The sequence below is a fragment of the Amycolatopsis sp. NPDC004368 genome, assembly GCF_053602515.1.
The window spans coordinates 111580-126089 of the sequence record NZ_JBSGDT010000020.1 but is presented as its reverse complement, the minus strand read 5'-3'; the positions used below and the strand labels follow the sequence as shown (position 1 = coordinate 126089).

General features: G+C 71.5%; 15 protein-coding genes. 7 read left to right on the top strand and 8 right to left on the bottom strand.

Features of this window, described 5'->3' with window-relative positions; all coding sequences use genetic code 11:
• Positions 1-85 precede the first annotated feature (85 nt).
• From ACWEOE_RS26005 to ACWEOE_RS25990, 4 genes are all read right to left on the bottom strand, one after another.
• Complete coding sequence (locus tag ACWEOE_RS26005; RefSeq protein ID WP_452013401.1) at positions 86-1120, bottom strand: LacI family DNA-binding transcriptional regulator; 1035 nt, start codon at positions 1118-1120, stop codon at positions 86-88.
• 289 nt (positions 1121-1409) lie between these two features.
• A complete protein-coding gene (katG, locus tag ACWEOE_RS26000) occupies positions 1410-3644 on the bottom strand; it encodes a catalase/peroxidase HPI (RefSeq protein WP_452013398.1) in 2235 nt (744 codons plus the stop codon).
• Positions 3637-4092, bottom strand: coding sequence for a Fur family transcriptional regulator (locus tag ACWEOE_RS25995; RefSeq protein ID WP_452013395.1), 456 nt, complete (start codon positions 4090-4092; stop codon positions 3637-3639). The genes katG and ACWEOE_RS25995 overlap by 8 nt, the downstream gene beginning before the upstream one ends.
• Positions 4093-4372: 280 nt before the next feature.
• On the bottom strand, positions 4373-5164 hold the full coding sequence (locus tag ACWEOE_RS25990) for a class I SAM-dependent methyltransferase (RefSeq protein ID WP_452013393.1): 792 nt from the start codon (positions 5162-5164) through the stop codon (positions 4373-4375).
• Positions 5165-5294: 130 nt separating this feature from the next.
• Between ACWEOE_RS25990 and ACWEOE_RS25985 the strand changes: the two genes are divergently transcribed.
• Genes ACWEOE_RS25985 through ACWEOE_RS25970 form a run of 4 tightly spaced genes read left to right on the top strand, consistent with a single transcriptional unit; the run spans position 5295 to position 7946 of the window.
• Positions 5295-6692, top strand: coding sequence for a fatty acid desaturase (locus ACWEOE_RS25985; protein ID WP_452013390.1), 1398 nt, complete (start codon positions 5295-5297; stop codon positions 6690-6692).
• Complete coding sequence (locus tag ACWEOE_RS25980) at positions 6692-6883, top strand: ferredoxin (RefSeq protein WP_452013388.1); 192 nt, start codon at positions 6692-6694, stop codon at positions 6881-6883. The genes ACWEOE_RS25985 and ACWEOE_RS25980 overlap by 1 nt, the downstream gene beginning before the upstream one ends.
• Before the next feature lie 39 nt (positions 6884-6922).
• Positions 6923-7552, top strand: coding sequence for a TetR family transcriptional regulator (locus ACWEOE_RS25975; RefSeq protein ID WP_452013385.1), 630 nt, complete (start codon positions 6923-6925; stop codon positions 7550-7552).
• A 28-nt stretch (positions 7553-7580) separates the two neighbouring features.
• Positions 7581-7946: an RNA-binding S4 domain-containing protein gene (locus ACWEOE_RS25970; RefSeq protein WP_452013382.1), complete on the top strand. Its 366-nt coding sequence runs from the start codon at positions 7581-7583 to the stop codon at positions 7944-7946.
• A gap of 4 nt (positions 7947-7950) precedes the next feature.
• Here the strand turns inward: ACWEOE_RS25970 and bla (ACWEOE_RS25965) are convergent, their stop codons facing one another.
• The 3 genes from bla (ACWEOE_RS25965) to bla (ACWEOE_RS25955) are packed head-to-tail and all read right to left on the bottom strand — an operon-like array spanning position 7951 to position 10345.
• Positions 7951-8871 (bottom strand): class A beta-lactamase, encoded by a 921-nt coding sequence (gene bla / locus ACWEOE_RS25965; protein WP_452013380.1) that lies wholly within the window; start codon positions 8869-8871, stop codon positions 7951-7953.
• A gap of 11 nt (positions 8872-8882) precedes the next feature.
• Positions 8883-9431 (bottom strand): D-alanyl-D-alanine carboxypeptidase, encoded by a 549-nt coding sequence (locus ACWEOE_RS25960; protein ID WP_452013378.1) that lies wholly within the window; start codon positions 9429-9431, stop codon positions 8883-8885.
• The gene (bla, locus tag ACWEOE_RS25955; protein WP_452013376.1) at positions 9428-10345 is read right to left on the bottom strand and encodes a class A beta-lactamase; all 918 of its coding nucleotides are present in this window, start codon (positions 10343-10345) and stop codon (positions 9428-9430) included. Before bla (ACWEOE_RS25955) ends, ACWEOE_RS25960 begins: the two co-directional genes overlap by 4 nt.
• A 73-nt stretch (positions 10346-10418) precedes the next feature.
• Here bla (ACWEOE_RS25955) and ACWEOE_RS25950 point away from each other — a divergent pair, with 73 nt between their 5' ends.
• From ACWEOE_RS25950 to ACWEOE_RS25940, 3 genes are all read left to right on the top strand, one after another.
• Positions 10419-11315 (top strand): LysR family transcriptional regulator, encoded by an 897-nt coding sequence (locus ACWEOE_RS25950; RefSeq protein ID WP_452013374.1) that lies wholly within the window; start codon positions 10419-10421, stop codon positions 11313-11315.
• Complete coding sequence (locus tag ACWEOE_RS25945; protein ID WP_452013372.1) at positions 11312-12214, top strand: serine hydrolase; 903 nt, start codon at positions 11312-11314, stop codon at positions 12212-12214. The genes ACWEOE_RS25950 and ACWEOE_RS25945 overlap by 4 nt, the downstream gene beginning before the upstream one ends.
• Before the next feature lie 178 nt (positions 12215-12392).
• Positions 12393-13157 (top strand): crotonase/enoyl-CoA hydratase family protein, encoded by a 765-nt coding sequence (locus ACWEOE_RS25940; RefSeq protein WP_452013369.1) that lies wholly within the window; start codon positions 12393-12395, stop codon positions 13155-13157.
• Positions 13158-13192: 35 nt separating this feature from the next.
• Here ACWEOE_RS25940 and ACWEOE_RS25935 read toward each other — a convergent pair whose 3' ends face one another.
• Positions 13193-14491, bottom strand: coding sequence for a cation:dicarboxylate symporter family transporter (locus ACWEOE_RS25935; protein ID WP_452013367.1), 1299 nt, complete (start codon positions 14489-14491; stop codon positions 13193-13195).
• Between the last annotated feature and the right edge of the window lie 19 nt (positions 14492-14510).

Sequence of the window (14510 nt, the reverse complement as noted above, 5' to 3'; positions counted from 1 at the left end):
ACCGGCGCGACGGGCCGCTCGCGGCGGTCCGGTGCGGGTCCGGTTTCGGGCGCCGCCGGTCGAAGGCACACAAGCCGTACTGTCATCACGCACCCCGTCCGGTGGTCATCGTCGATTCGCGCACCACGAGCTCCGCGCCCACCGACACCTGCTGGGCCGGCTGGCCGGGGTCGTCGGCGAGCTGCAGCATGAGCCGGGCCGCGGCGCGCCCGCGTTCGGTCGCGCCGAGGGAGACGCTGGTGAGGCTGGGCTGGAAAACCCGGCCGATCTCGGTGTCGTCCATGCCCGTCACGGCGACGTCCTCCGGCACCGACAAACCCAGCTCGCGCACGGCGCGGATGGCGCCGATGGCGAGCAGGTCGTTGGCCGCGACCAGTGCGTCGAGCTGGGGCTCGCCTTCGGGCACCCGGGCCAGGATCCGGCGAGCGGCCTCGAGGCCGGCGCCGACGGTGAAGTCCTCGGCGGTCTCGCGCTCGATCCGCTCGGCGACGAGGTCGCCGGCGCCGACCGCGGCGTCGAAACCGCGCTGGCGAGAAGCACCCGGTGTCGTGTCGAGGGGGCCGTTGAGGAATCCGATGCGGCGGCGGCCGATCGCGTGCAGGTGGCGCACGGCCTCGCCGATCCCGCCGGCGGAGTCCGTGGACACGGAGCTGATGCCGCGATCGTCCATCGCCCGCCCGATCACCACGACCGGCACGGGAGCCTGCTGGATCTCGGCGATCAGGCCGTCGTCGGTGCGCAGCGGGCTCACGACCATGCCGTCGACGAAGCCGCTGCCCAGGCTGCGGACCAGCTCGATCGTCGAGTCGGAGGTGTCCCCTGTCGACATGACGACCACCCGGTACCCGTGCGGCGCCAGCACCTCGTGGATCGCGCGCATCATCTCGACGTAGACCGGGTTGCCGATGTCCGCCACCGCGAACGCGACCTGGAACGTCTTCTTCATCCGCAACGAGCGGCCGATCGCGTCGGCGCTGTACCCCAGCTCTTCCGCGGCGGCCCGGACGCGCTCGACCATCGCTTTGCTCGCCCCCACCCCGTGCAGGGCACGGGAGGTGGACGCCAGTGACACCCCGGCGCGCTCGGCCACCTGGATCAGCGTGGCCCGTGTTGACGTCATCGTCGCTCAAACCTCGGTAGTGGTCCGGGTCCCGGATCTCTATCTGGAAACGTTTCCAAAGTTGCGATCCGAGTAGTTGGAAACGTTTCCAACGGGATTAATCATGATAGTGCACCCCGAGGCGGCGCTGTGTCAACCAGCGGTACACCACACCGTGACCTCCAGGCCCGCACCACGACCGCGACCTGCGGCACCGCGGTTGTCCAGGCACGAGAAAAGGGGGCGAGGACCCGCGGTCCCCGCCCCCTTCTCCGACGTCACCGGGAGCCCGAGGGCCCCCGCGTCACGCTCAGACCAGGTCGTACCGGTCCAGCATCATGACCTTGTCCCACGCGGCGACGAAGTCCTTCACGAACTTCTCCTTGGCGTCGTCGGCGGCGTAGACCTCGGCCACGGCCCGCAGCTCCGAGTTCGACCCGAAGAGCAGGTCGACGCGGCTGCCGGTCCACTTGACCTCGCCGGTGGCGCGGTCGCGGCCCTCGAAGGCCTCGCCGTCCTCCGACACCGTCTTCCACTCCACGCCCATGTCGAGCAGGTTGGCGAAGAAGTCGTTGGTCAGCGCGCCCGGCGTGTCGGTGAACACGCCCTGCTTCGACGCCTGGTAGTTGGCGCCCAGCACGCGCAGGCCGCCCACGAGCACGGTCATCTCGGGCGCACTCAGGTTCAGCAGGTTCGCGCGGTCGATGAGCAGGTACTCGCTCGGCAGGCGGTTGCCCTTGCCGCGGTAGTTGCGGAAGCCGTCGGCCTTCGGCTCGAGCGGCACGAACGACTCGGCGTCGGTCTGCTCCTCCGTCGCGTCGGTGCGGCCCGGGGTGAACGGCACCGTGATGGTGACGCCCGCCTCCTTCGCGGCCTTCTCGACACCCGCGGCGCCGCCGAGCACGATCAGGTCGGCGAGGGAGATCTTCTTGCCGCCCGACTGGGCGCTGTTGAAGGCTTCCTGCACACCTTCGAGCGTGCGCAGCACCTGCGCCAGCTCGTCGGGGTTGTTGACCTCCCAGCCGCGCTGCGGCTCGAGGCGCAGGCGGGCACCGTTGGCGCCACCGCGCTTGTCCCCGATGCGGAACGTCGAGGCCGACGCCCACGCGGTGGACACCAGCTGCGCCGTGGTGAGGCCCGAGTCGAGCAGCTTGGCCTTGAGGTCCGCGACATCGGCGTCGTCGACCAGCTCGTGGTCCACGGCCGGCACGCGGTCCTGCCAGATGAGGGCCTCGTCCGGGACGAGCGGGCCGAGGTAGCGCTGGACCGGACCCATGTCGCGGTGGGTCAGCTTGTACCAGGCGCGGGCGAAGGTGTCCGCGAACTCCTGCGGGTTCTCGTAGAAGCGGCGCGAGATCGGCTCGTAGATCGGGTCGAAGCGCAGCGCGAGGTCCGCGGTCAGCATGCCCGGCGCGCGGTTGAGCTCACCGGTCTCGGGGTCCGGCACGGTGTTCGCGGCCGCGCCGTTGGCCGGCTTCCACTGGTGCGCACCACCGGGGCCGGTCTCCAGCTCCCACTCGTATTCGAACAGGTTGTGGAAGAACCAGTTGCTCCACTTGGTCGGGGTCGGGGTCCAGGTGACCTCGATGCCACTGGTGATGGCGTCGCGGCCCTTGCCCGAGCCGAAGCTGTTCTTCCAGCCCAGGCCCTGCTCCTCGAGCGGCGCGCCCTCGGGCTCGGCGGAGACGAACTCGTCGGCGTCGGCCGCACCGTGGGTCTTGCCGAAGGTGTGGCCGCCGGCGATCAGGGCGACGGTCTCCTCGTCGTTCATCGCCATGCGGCGGAACGTCTCGCGGATGTCGCGACCCGAGGCCACCGGGTCCGGGTTCCCGTTCGGGCCCTCGGGGTTGACGTAGATCAGGCCCATCTGCACGGCGGCCAGCGGTGCCTCGAGCTCGCGGTCACCGGTGTAGCGCTCGTCGCCCAGCCAGGTGCGCTCCGGGCCCCAGTACACGTCCTGGTCGGGCTCGTACACGTCTTCGCGGCCACCGGCGAAGCCGAAAGTCTTGAAGCCCATGGTCTCCAGGGCGCGGTTGCCCGTGAAGATCATGAGGTCGGCCCACGAGATCTTCTTGCCGTACTTCTTCTTCACCGGCCACAGCAGACGGCGGGCCTTGTCCAGGTTGCCGTTGTCCGGCCAGCTGTTCAGCGGCGCGAAACGCTGCATGCCGGCGCCCGCGCCACCGCGGCCGTCCTCGATGCGGTAGGTGCCGGCGCTGTGCCACGCCATGCGGATCATGAAGCCGCCGTAGTGACCGAAGTCGGCGGGCCACCAGTCCTGCGAGGTGGTCAGGACCGCGTCGACGTCGCGCGCCAGCTCGTCGAGGTCGACGGTCTGGAACTCCTTGGCGTAGTCGAAGTCCTCGTCCATGGGGTTGGCCACGGTCGAGTGCTTCCGGAGGATCGAGAGGTTGAGCTGGTTCGGCCACCAGTCACGGTTGCTGCCGCCCTCCGTGGGGTGCGCGAAGCGCCCCGTGTGGACGGGGCACCCGCCCGCGCTCTCCACGTTCATCTCGCCGACTTCGGCGTTGGGGGTGTCAGACACGGGAATCCTTCCGGGAATCGGTGCGGGAAACGGTGGTGCAGTCGGGGCACAGGCCCCAGTAGATGACCTCGGCCTCGTCGATGACGAACCCGTGGTCGTCGGACGCGGTCAGGCAGGGCGCGGCCCCGACGGCGCAGTCGACATCGGCGATCGCACCGCACGAGCGGCACACGACGTGGTGGTGGTTGTCCCCCACCCGGGCCTCGTACCGCGCGACCGAGCCCTCGGGCTCGATCCGCCGCACGAGCCCCGCGGAGGTCAGCACGGCCAGGACGTCGTAGACGGCCTGGTGGGACACCTCGCCGAGGTCCGCGCGCACGGCACCGATCAGCGACGCGGTGTCGGCGTGGGGACGATCGTGCACCGCGGACAACACCGCCACCCGAGGACGCGTCACCCGCAGAGCCGCCCCGCGCAGCATGCGCTCGAAGTCCGAAGTCGTTGGCACGCCAGGCAGTGTGCCGCAGATTCTGGAATGAATCAAGAATGACTCGTCGTCGTGCACCTGCCGGATGACCCGCCACCACCGTCGCACGCCGGGCGGCCGCGGCAAACCTACAGTGACGGGAAGTTCGGGCGAAGCCCGCGTGAGTGCGGGAGTTTCGGCTGCTCGCGCAGCGTCAGCCGCCGGTGTTCGCGCGGCGTGCGGCACGGGTCGGTTTTGCTCCGTCCGGGCTTTTCCCGGCCGGGTTTTCACCCGGGTGGCGCCTTTCGCCGTTTCCCGCGAATCAGCGTGGTGGCACGCTGCCCCTCACGGCCCACGCCCGCGCCGTGAGGGTGATCGAGCCGTCGGCGGCGATCGGCAGCCGGGCGTGCAGCAGGTCGCGCAGCGCCTGGCGGCGATCTTCGCGTAGCTGCACGGTGTACCCGGGCGCCGGGCCCTGCCCGCCGAGGAACGGGAGCCAGTAGTCGTCGAAGCCGGCGAACGCGGTGCGCACGCCGATCGCGCGCACCACCACACCGGTCAGTCCGGCGTCCGTCCACAGTCGACTCAGCGGCTCGGGACGGCACAAGGGAAAGCGGCGGCCCTCGTCGAGCTCGGCGACGGCCGGGTCGAGCACCGCGGCGGCGTCCCAGAACCACCTCATCAGCTCCATGCCCTCGGCGTAGTCCCACACGTACGCGGCGACCACTCCCCCGGGCTTCACGACCCGCGCCCACTCGGCGACCGCGCGCGCCGGGTCGGGCAGGAAGTTGAGCGCCAGCCCGCTCACGGCGGCGTCGAACGCGTGGCTGCGCATCGGCAGCGACTGGGCGTCCCCGGCGACGAACGCCGCGCGCGGGTCCCCGACCCTCGTCGCCGCGTGGCCGACGAACGCCTCGGCCGCGTCCAACCCGACCACACAACCGGGGTCGGCCGCGGCCAGCACCGCGTTCGTCAGCGCGCCGGTACCGCAGCCCACGTCGAGCCAGCGCGCGCCGGGCGCGACCACCGTGGCCTCGACGAACGCCGCGGCCACCCGGCGGCTCCAGCGTCCGACGTACCGCTCGTACGCCTCACCCGAAGACCACTCGGTCATCGTTCGAATCTACGCCGCCGGCCAGGCAACCGACCTTGCTTTACATTTTCGCTCGACTTGTCAAGGAAGGTGTACATCACTTACCGTCTTGTCAACCGCGTCGGCAGCGTCGTCGACAGAGGAGGACGAGATGAGCGAAGCCGTGGGAACGGTGCCCGCCGGGTCGACCGAGTCGTGGACGGACCGCAAGCGGTACCTGTGGCTGATCGGGCTCGTGGTGCCCTCGCTCGCGTTCCTGGCCATCGGCCTGCACGCGGCCACCGGCTGGGGCGGGTGGTTCTGGACCGGGCCGATCGTGATCCTCGGGGTGGTGCCCTTGATCGACCTGGTCGCGGGGCTCGACCGCAGCAACCCGCCCGACGACGTGCTCGACCGGCTCGAGAAGGACCGCTACTACCGCTGGATCACGTACCTGTTCCTGCCGATCCAGTACGTCGGGTTCGTGACCGCGTTCTGGCTGATCGGGCGCGGGGACCTCACGGTCGTGGACAAGATCGGGCTGGCCGCCTCCATCGGGTGCATCGGCGGCATCGGCATCAACACCGCCCACGAACTGGGCCACAAGAAGGAAAGCCACGAGCGCTGGCTGTCGAAGATCGCGCTCGCGCAGAGCTTCTACGGGCACTTCTACATCGAGCACAACCGCGGCCACCACGTGCGCGTGGCCACGCCCGAGGACCCCGCCTCGAGCCGCGTCGGCGAGAGCTTCTACCGCTTCTGGCCGCGGACGGTCGGCGGGTCGCTCAGGTCGGCGTGGCGGCTGGAACGCAAGCGCTACGCCCGGCACGGCAAGCACCCGTTGCGCATCGGCAACGACGTGCTCAACGCCTGGCTGATGTCGGCCGTGCTGTGGGCGGCGATGCTGGTGTGGCTGGGGATCGGGATCCTGCCGTACCTGCTGATCCAGGCGGTGGTGGGGTTCTCGCTGCTGGAGGTCGTGAACTACATGGAGCACTACGGGATGCTGCGCCGGCGCGTGGGCCCGCCGGAGCGGCGCCGCTACGAGCGGGTGGACCCGAGCCACAGCTGGAACTCCAACAACATCGCCACCAACGTGCTGCTGTACCACCTGCAGCGCCACAGCGACCACCACGCCAACCCCACGCGCCGCTACCAAACGCTGCGCGACTTCGCCGAATCACCGGTGCTGCCCACCGGGTACGCGGGGATGATCGTGCTGGCGCTGGTGCCGCCGTTGTGGCGGCGAGTCATGGACCCGCGCGTGCTCGCGCACTTCGACGGCGACCTGTCCCGGGCGAACATCCAGCCACGCAAGCGGGACAAGATCCTGGCCCTATCCGGCACCGGCAGGACCGCCGAGCAGACCGTGGCGGACACGCACGGCGACGCCACCGAGGGCGGTATGTGCCCCGGCTGCGGGTACGTCTACGACGAGCAGCGCGGTGATCCGCGCGAGGGTTTCCCGGCCGGCACGCCGTGGTCGGCGATCCCGGACTCGTGGTGCTGCCCGGACTGCGGCGTGCGCGAGAAGGTCGACTTCGTGGCTCCGGGAACGGTGGGCGCGTGATGCGGATCGAGGCGGACCGCGAGCTGTGCGCGGGGCTGGGCATGTGCGAGGCGATGGCGCCGGACTTCTTCGAGGTGGGTGACGACGGCGTGGTGATCGTCCTCGACGAGACTCCCGCCGAGGAACACCGTACGGACCTCACGGCCGCGACGGACGCGTGCCCGATGCTGGCGTTGAAGGTGCGGGGCTGACGGTGGAGCTCGCCCGGACCACACGGGAGGCGACCTAGGATGACGATCGTGAGCTGGGCAGTGCGGGCCGCGCCGCCCGAGGGCGGGCAGCACCGGCAGGCGATCGTCGCCGCGGCCATCGAGCTGACCGCGGCGCGGGGCTGGTCGGCGGTCACCATGGCGCGGCTGGCCGACGCCGCCGGCGTGAGCCGCCAGACCGTGTACAACGAGATCGGCTCCAAGGCGGCGCTGGCCGAGGTGATGATCTCCCACGAGCTGGCCCGGTTCCTCGCCGTGGTGCGCACCGCGTTCGACCGCCACCCCGACGACCTGGTCGAGGCTATCTACGAAGCCGTCCGCGCCGTGCTCGACCTGGCTGACGACAACACGCTGCTGCGCGCCATCGCGTCGGCGACCCACGGCACGAACACCGAGCTGCTGCCCCTGCTCACCACGCGCGCGGGCTCGCTGCTCACCGAGGCGAAGACGATGCTGGTCGAGCGTGTGCGCCCCTACGAACCACCGCTGGACGACGACCAGGTCGCCGTGGTGGTGGACCTCGTGGTGCGCACCGTGCTCAGCCACGTGATGCAGCCGTCCGACACGCCGGCGCGCACGGCCGACGCCCTGGCCTGGGTGGTGGGGCGCGTGCTGGGCACGTCGGCGGCGCGGCCCATGCGCGGGCGCTGACCCGCGCGGGTTGGGGCATGATGGGACCGTGGAATCGACCAGGGTCGACCGCTGGCTGTGGGCCGTCCGGCTGGCGAAGACGCGCTCGGACGCCGCCGCGGCGTGCCGGGGCGGGCACGTGCGCGTGAACGACCGCCCGGCCAAACCCGCCACCTCGGTCGTTCCCGGCGACGAGGTCCGTGCCCGCATCGGCACGACCACCCGCGTGGTCGAGGTCGTGCAGGTCATCCAGAAACGCGTCGGCGCGCCCGAGGCCGCGAAGTGCCTCATCGACCGCACGCCGAAACCCCCGCCGGAAGCGGCGATCCCGGTGGCTCGCCGCGAGCGCGGCACGGGCCGGCCGACGAAACGCGAACGCCGGGTGCTGGACGAGTTCCGGTCGCGCCAGGGCTGAGCTGTCACGCCAGGTGCGCGGCGAGGTACTTCGCCGCCTCGGCGATCAGGGTGTAAGGCGGATCGTCGTCGTAGGCGGTGCGGTCGGACATGATGGCGAGGACCAGCGGCGCCGCGCCGGGCGGGGTGACGACGGCGACGTCGTTGACGCGGCCGTAGTCGCCGTGGCCGGTTTTGCCGAGCACGCGCCAGTCGGCGGGCACGCCCGCGCGGATGGTCTGCGCGCCCGTGGTGCTGCGCGCGAGCCAGTCCTCGACGAGCACGCGGCGGTCGGCAGTCAGCGCGTCCCCGAGCAACAGGCGACGGTGAGCGTGGGCGAGGGCTCGTGGGGTGGTGGTGTCGCGCGGATCCTCGGGGCGATCGCGGTTGAGCTCGGGTTCGTACTGGTCCATGCGGCTCACCGCGTCGCCCAGGCTCCGCAGGTACGCGGTGAGCCCGGCCGGGCCTCCGGCTTCGCGCATCAGGAGATTGCCGGCGGTGCCGTCGCTGTAACGGATGGCGGCGTCGCACAGCTCCCGCACGGTCATCCCGGTGGCGGTGTGGCGTTCGGTGATGGGTGAGAACGAGTTGACCTCGGCTCGGGTGTAGCGCACGGTGGTGTCCAGATAGGACAGTGGATGGCGCTGGAGCACGGCGGCGACGGCGAAGGTCTTGAAGGTGGAGCAGAAGGCGAAGCGTTCGTCCGCACGGTAGTCCAGGGTGGCGCCGGTCTTGGTGGCCAGGGCGTGGATGCCCAGGCGGGCGCGGTGCTTCCGCTCCAACGCGGCCAGCGGCGCGGTGGACACCGGCGTCGGGGCGGGAGCCGGGATCGGGCGGGGTGGCGGTTGCGCTGGTTCGCTCGGTTCGGCCGGTGCCGCGCAGCCCGCGATCGGGGCGGCCACCGCGGCAGCGAGCAGGGTCCGGCGGGTGAGGCGACGGCCGGGCAACGGGTTTCCTTTCACGATTTCGCCTCCGCCAAGGAAAAGCCCGGGTGCGGCACCCGCGGCGGGCGGCCTTCGGGATGGTATTCGAAGTGCCACCACTCGTTGTCGTAGACGCGGTACAGGTGGTGGGCGGCGCCGTGGCGTTCGAGCCAGACGGCGCCGTCGCGGGGGCGGACGTCGAGGGCCGTGCCGGTGACGTGGTGGGACTCGGCCGGCGGCAGGGTGTGGCGGGCCATGCCGGTGCGGCGGACTTCCGCGGCGAAGAGGTGGTGCTGGGTGCGGGCGTCGCGGTGGCCGGACGTGAGGCCGAGCAGTGTGCCATCGCGCCAGAGGGCCGTGGTGCGCGCCGCGGTGAAGGCGGCCAGGGTGCCGGGTGAGAGGCCGGTGAGGTCTTCCGACGGGAACCGGATCCTGAGCGCCCAGGCGCAGGCGAGCTGGCGCGTAGGCCGGCCCCGCGCGAAGACCGCCGCGAGTGGCCACAGTGCGAAGGCCAGCACGCGGGTGATCACCCGATAACCGAGGTCGCGGCGGCGACGGTCGCTTCCTCCAGGAGACCGTCTCATCCCAGCGCCTTGATCGCGGCGGCCGCGGCGTGGGCGACGAGTGCGTCTTCGGTGGAGGCGTCGGCGGCGGTGTGGTCGGACAGCACCACGAGCACGATCGGCGCGCGGCCCGGGGGCCAGGCGAGGGCGATGTCGTTGCGGGTGCCGTGGTCGGCGGTGCCGCTCTTGTCGGCGACGGTCCAGTTGGCGGGCACTCCCGCGCGGATGAGCTTGCCGCCGGTGGCGCTCGCGCGCATGGTGTCGGTCAGCACCTTGCGCAGGGGCGCGGGCAGGGTGTCGCCGAGCGTCACCGTGCGCAGGTTGCGGGCCCAGGCGCGCGGGGTGCTCGTGTCGCGAAGATCGCCGGGCGCGGTTTCGTTGAGGGTCGGTTCGATGCGGTCGACGTGGGTGGTGGTGTCGCCGATCGAGCGCAGCCAGGTCGTGAGGGCAGCGGGCCCGCCGATCTCGCGGAAGAGCAGGTTGCCGCCGGTGTTGTCGCTGTAGCGCAGGGCGGCGTCCATGATCGCGCGCAACGTCATGCCCTCGCCCGCGTGCTTCTCGGTGATCGGCGAGTCCGAGACGACGTCGCCCGGGCCGTACTGCACCACGCGGTCGAGACCGGCGAGCCCGACCTTCTGCAGCACGGCCGCGGCGGTGAACACCTTGTGGGTCGAGGCGTAGGCGAAACGCTCGTCGGCGCGGTAGGCGACTTCGTGGCCCGAGCCGGTGTCCACGGCGTAGACGCCGAGCCGGGCGCCGAAGGACCGTTCGAGGTCGGCGAAGTCGTGGGTGGTCACCACGGCCGCGGCGGCCTGGTTGGCGGGCGGCGCGGCGGGTGCGACGGGCGCGGCGCACCCGGCGAGCACCACGAGGGCCGAAACCGTCACGACGGATTTGCGGAACACGGGTCCCCCTTTGGGAAAAGTGATCGACATCCGCAGTCTCACGTCGCGCGTTCATGCTGTCCAAGACAGAAGTGGGCAATTCCATGCTGATCTGGCATACAGTGTGGTCGTGGACTTGATCGGCAGTTGCCGCGCGTTCGTGGGTGTGAGCGAGACCGGGAGCTTCACGGCCGGGGCGGCGGTTGCCGGCATCCCCCAGCCCGTGGCGAGCCGCCGGATCGCGGCGCTCGAACGTCACCTCGGCGAGCGCCTCTTCGACCGCGCGACCCGGCGGGCGCAGCTCACCGCGTTCGGCCGCGACATGCTGCCCTCCGCGCGCCGTCTCGTGCACCTGGCCGACGCCATGGAGCACGACGCCAAGCGCGCCAAGCTTCGCCCGCTGCGCCTCGCCGTCCCCGGCACCTGCCCGACGCGTGACCTCGCCGAGCTCGACGCCGAGGCCCGCGCGCTCGGCGTTTTCCTCGAGTTCCGGCCCGCCCCGCCGGGCGAGCGGGCCGAACTCGTGCGCACGCAGGAGGTGCGCGCGGCGCTGGTCGCCGTCCCCGAGACCGAAGCCGTGTGGACGGTTCCGCTCGGCGTCGCCGCCACCGATCGCCGACCGCTGCCGCCCGTCGTGCACCTCGAAACGTTGCGCGCCGGCCGCGCCGCCCGTGCGGAGCGCCGCCGCGTGTGGATCCAGCCCGAGGACGACGTCCCCCACCTGCGCGACTGCGTGTTCCGCGGCCGCGACTCCGTCGGCCTCCAGCCGGCGCAGGTCGCGGTCGCCGACTCCCTCACCGCCGCCGCGGCGGCCGTCTACGGCTCCGCCGACCTGCTCCTGTGCTCCCCCACCCAGGCCACCGAGCTCGGCCTCACCTGGCGCCCTCTCGGCGACGCCCCGCTCGCCCGCGGCTTCGACGTCGCGGCCGCCCTCGGCGAAGACGCCCAGCACCTGCGTACCCGGCTCCGTTCAGGCATCGCGCGGTGCCTCGGCGCACCGGAAGAGGAGGATCCCGCGTGACCACCCCATCGCTGCTGCACGACCTGCGCGCCGAACTCGACAGCGGTGGGCTGCGGGGCTCGTTCCTCGTGCGTGATCTGCGCACCGGGCGCGAGCTCGGGCTCGACGCGGACCTGGAGTTCCCCAGCGCGTCGCTGGTGAAGGTGCCGCTCGCGGCGGCCACGCTCGAGCGCGTGCGGCGGGGTGAGCTGGACGGCGCGACGCAGCTGGAGGTGCAGCCCGGGCGGGTCACCACCGCGGGGCCCGCGGGGCTGGCCCGGTTCCGCCACCCCGCGCGGGTCGCGATCGACGACCTGCTCTACCTGAGCGTGGCGATCAGCGACGGCACCGCGGCCGACACGTTGTTCGAGCTCACGCCGCCCGCCGAGGTCACGCGGATGCTGCGCGGCTGGGGCATCACCGGCGTCTCCGTGCGGCACCCCACGGCCGAGCTGGCCGACACCCCCGCCGAGCGGTTCGAGCCCGGTGAGGTCCACCTGGCCCACGCGCTGGCCATCCGCGCGGGCACGGCCGGGCGGGGGCATCCGGTTTCGCAGTTGGACGTCAGCCGCGCGAGCTCCGGTTCGGCCCGGGCGTATGTGGCGTTGCTGGAAGCGTTGTGGCGGCCGTCCACAATAGACCCCTGGGTGGCGGCGCGGGTGCGGGACCTGATGGCCCACAACCTGCTGCGGCAGCGGCTCACGCCCGATTTCGGGTCCGACGCCACGAAGTGGTCGTCGAAAACCGGCACGCTGCTGAACCTCCGGCACGAGGTGGGCGTCGCCGAGCACGCCGACGGGCAGGTGTTCGCGGTGGCCGCGCTCACCGAGTCGCGGGTGCCGGCGGCGATCCAGCCCGAGGCGGAGATCCTGATGGCGCGGGTCGCCCGTGCCCTGCGCGACCACCTGCGGGCGCACTGATTTCTCAGCGGTCGCACCACCGCCGCACCACGGCGGCGCCGGGCCGCGGTGTCCGTCGAGGACTTGCGCGGGCTGCTCGCGGGGTACAAGGTGCCGGAGAGCGTGTCGACGCCACACCGAAGTCCGCGGCGGGGAAGATCCTGCGCCGCGCCCTGCGTGATCCCCTGTGGGAGGGCCGATGAACGTCCTGGTCGAGAAGCGCGGCCCGGTCACGATCGTCACGATCAACCGCCCCGAGCGGCGCAACGCCGTGGACCGCGCCACGGCTTCGGCGCTCGCCGACGCCTTCCGCGCCTTCGACGCCGATCCGGGTGCGTCCGTCGCCGTGCTCCAGGGCGCCGGCGGCACCTTCTGCGCGGGCGCCGACCTCAAGGCCGTGGCCGACGGCGCCGGCAACCGCACCGAATCCACGGGCGACGGCCCGATGGGGCCGACGCGCCTGCGCCTGACCAAACCGGTCATCGCCGCGGTCACCGGCCACGCCGTCGCCGGCGGTCTGGAACTGGCGATCTGGTGCGACCTGCGCGTCGCCGACGAAACGGCGGTCTTCGGCGTCTTCTGCCGCCGCTGGGGCGTCCCCCTCATCGACGGCGGCACCGTGCGGCTGCCGCGGCTGATCGGGCAGAGCCACGCGCTGGACCTGATCCTCACGGGCCGCCCCGTCGCCGCCGACGAGGCCCTGCGGATGGGGCTGGCCAACCGCGTGGTCCCCGCCGGCGGGGCCCTCGACGCGGCGGTGGAGCTGGCTCAAGACCTCGCGGCGTTTCCCCAGACCTGCCTGCGCGAGGACCGCGCGTCGGTACTGGAGCAACACGGCTTGCCCGAGGAAGCCGCCCTGGCCAACGAATTCACCCACGGCCAGACCTCCCTGGCCACCGACACCGTCGCCGGCGCCACTCGCTTCACGGACGGCGCCGGCCGGCACGGCTCGTTCGAAGGCTGAATCCGGGGCGAGGCACAAGACCCGCCCCGCATTCCTCACGCCGCCACGTACCCCGCGTCCAGTTCGCGGTGCAGGGTCACCCTGTCGATCGCCTTCTCCCACTTGCCCACGACCAGCGTGGCCACGCAGTTGCCCGCGATGTTGGTGAACACGAACGCCGCCGACAGGACGCTGTGGACACCCAGCACCAGGGCGATGCTGCTGACCGGGATGGTGTGAGTGGCCGCCAGGGTCAGGGCCAGCACGGCGATCGCCGAGCCCGAGACGCCGGCGCCGCCCTTGGAGGTGAGCAGCAGCACGACCAGGAGGCCCAGCTGGGCCTGCCAGCTGAGGTCCGTGCCGGTGGCCTGCGCCAGGAACACGCTCACCGCCGCGAAGTACAGGCAGGTGCCGTCGTGGTTGAAGCTGTACGCGGTGGGCAGGACGAGGCCCACCACGGGTTCGTCGACGCCCAGCTTCTCGAGCTTGTGCGTGAGCTGGGGGAACACGCTCTCCGACGAGCTCGTGCCGAGCACCAGCACCAGTTCGGCGCGGAAGTAGCGCAACACCTTCCACAGGCTCACGCCGGCGTAGTGCGAGACCGGCCACAGCACCAGCACGAAAAACAGCACCACGATCAGGTAGAACACACCCACGAGCTTGGCCAACGGGAGCAAAGTGGACAGTCCGTACTTCGACACCGTGAAGGCGATCGCGCCGAACGCGGCGAACGGGGCCAGGCGCATCACCTTCTTGATGATCCAGAACAGCGACTGCTGCACGGTCCCCACGATGTTCAGCACCGGCTGCGCCTTCTCGCCCAGTGCGGCGAGGCCGCAGGCGAACAGGACGGAGAACACCAGCACCTGCAGGATCTCACCCTTGGCGAAGGCGTCGACGGCCGACGTCGGCACGAGGCTCACCAGGAAGTCGTCGAAGCCCTCGGACTTGGCGGGCGCCGCCGAGGCCGGTGCGTGCAGCGTCGAGGGGTCGATGTTCATGCCGACGCCGGGCTTGAGCACGTTGACCACCACGAGGCCGATCACGAGCGCGATGGTGGTGATCACCTCGAAGTACACAATGGACTTCACCGCGATGCGGCCGACCTTGCCGAGGTCGCGCACGCTGGCGATGCCGTGCGTGACCGTGCAGAAGATGATCAGGCCGACGACCATCTGGATGAGGTGGATGAAGATGTCGCCGAGGAAGTCGACGTGGTGGCCGACCGAGGGCGCGAGCGCACCCACGAGCACACCGACGACAACGCCGGCGAAGACCTGGAACGTGAGGTCCTGGTAGAACGGCTTGCGCTTGCGGGTCTGCTCGGGGGCGCCCGCGGACGTGGTTTCGCTCATCGTGTTTCCGGTTTCTCCG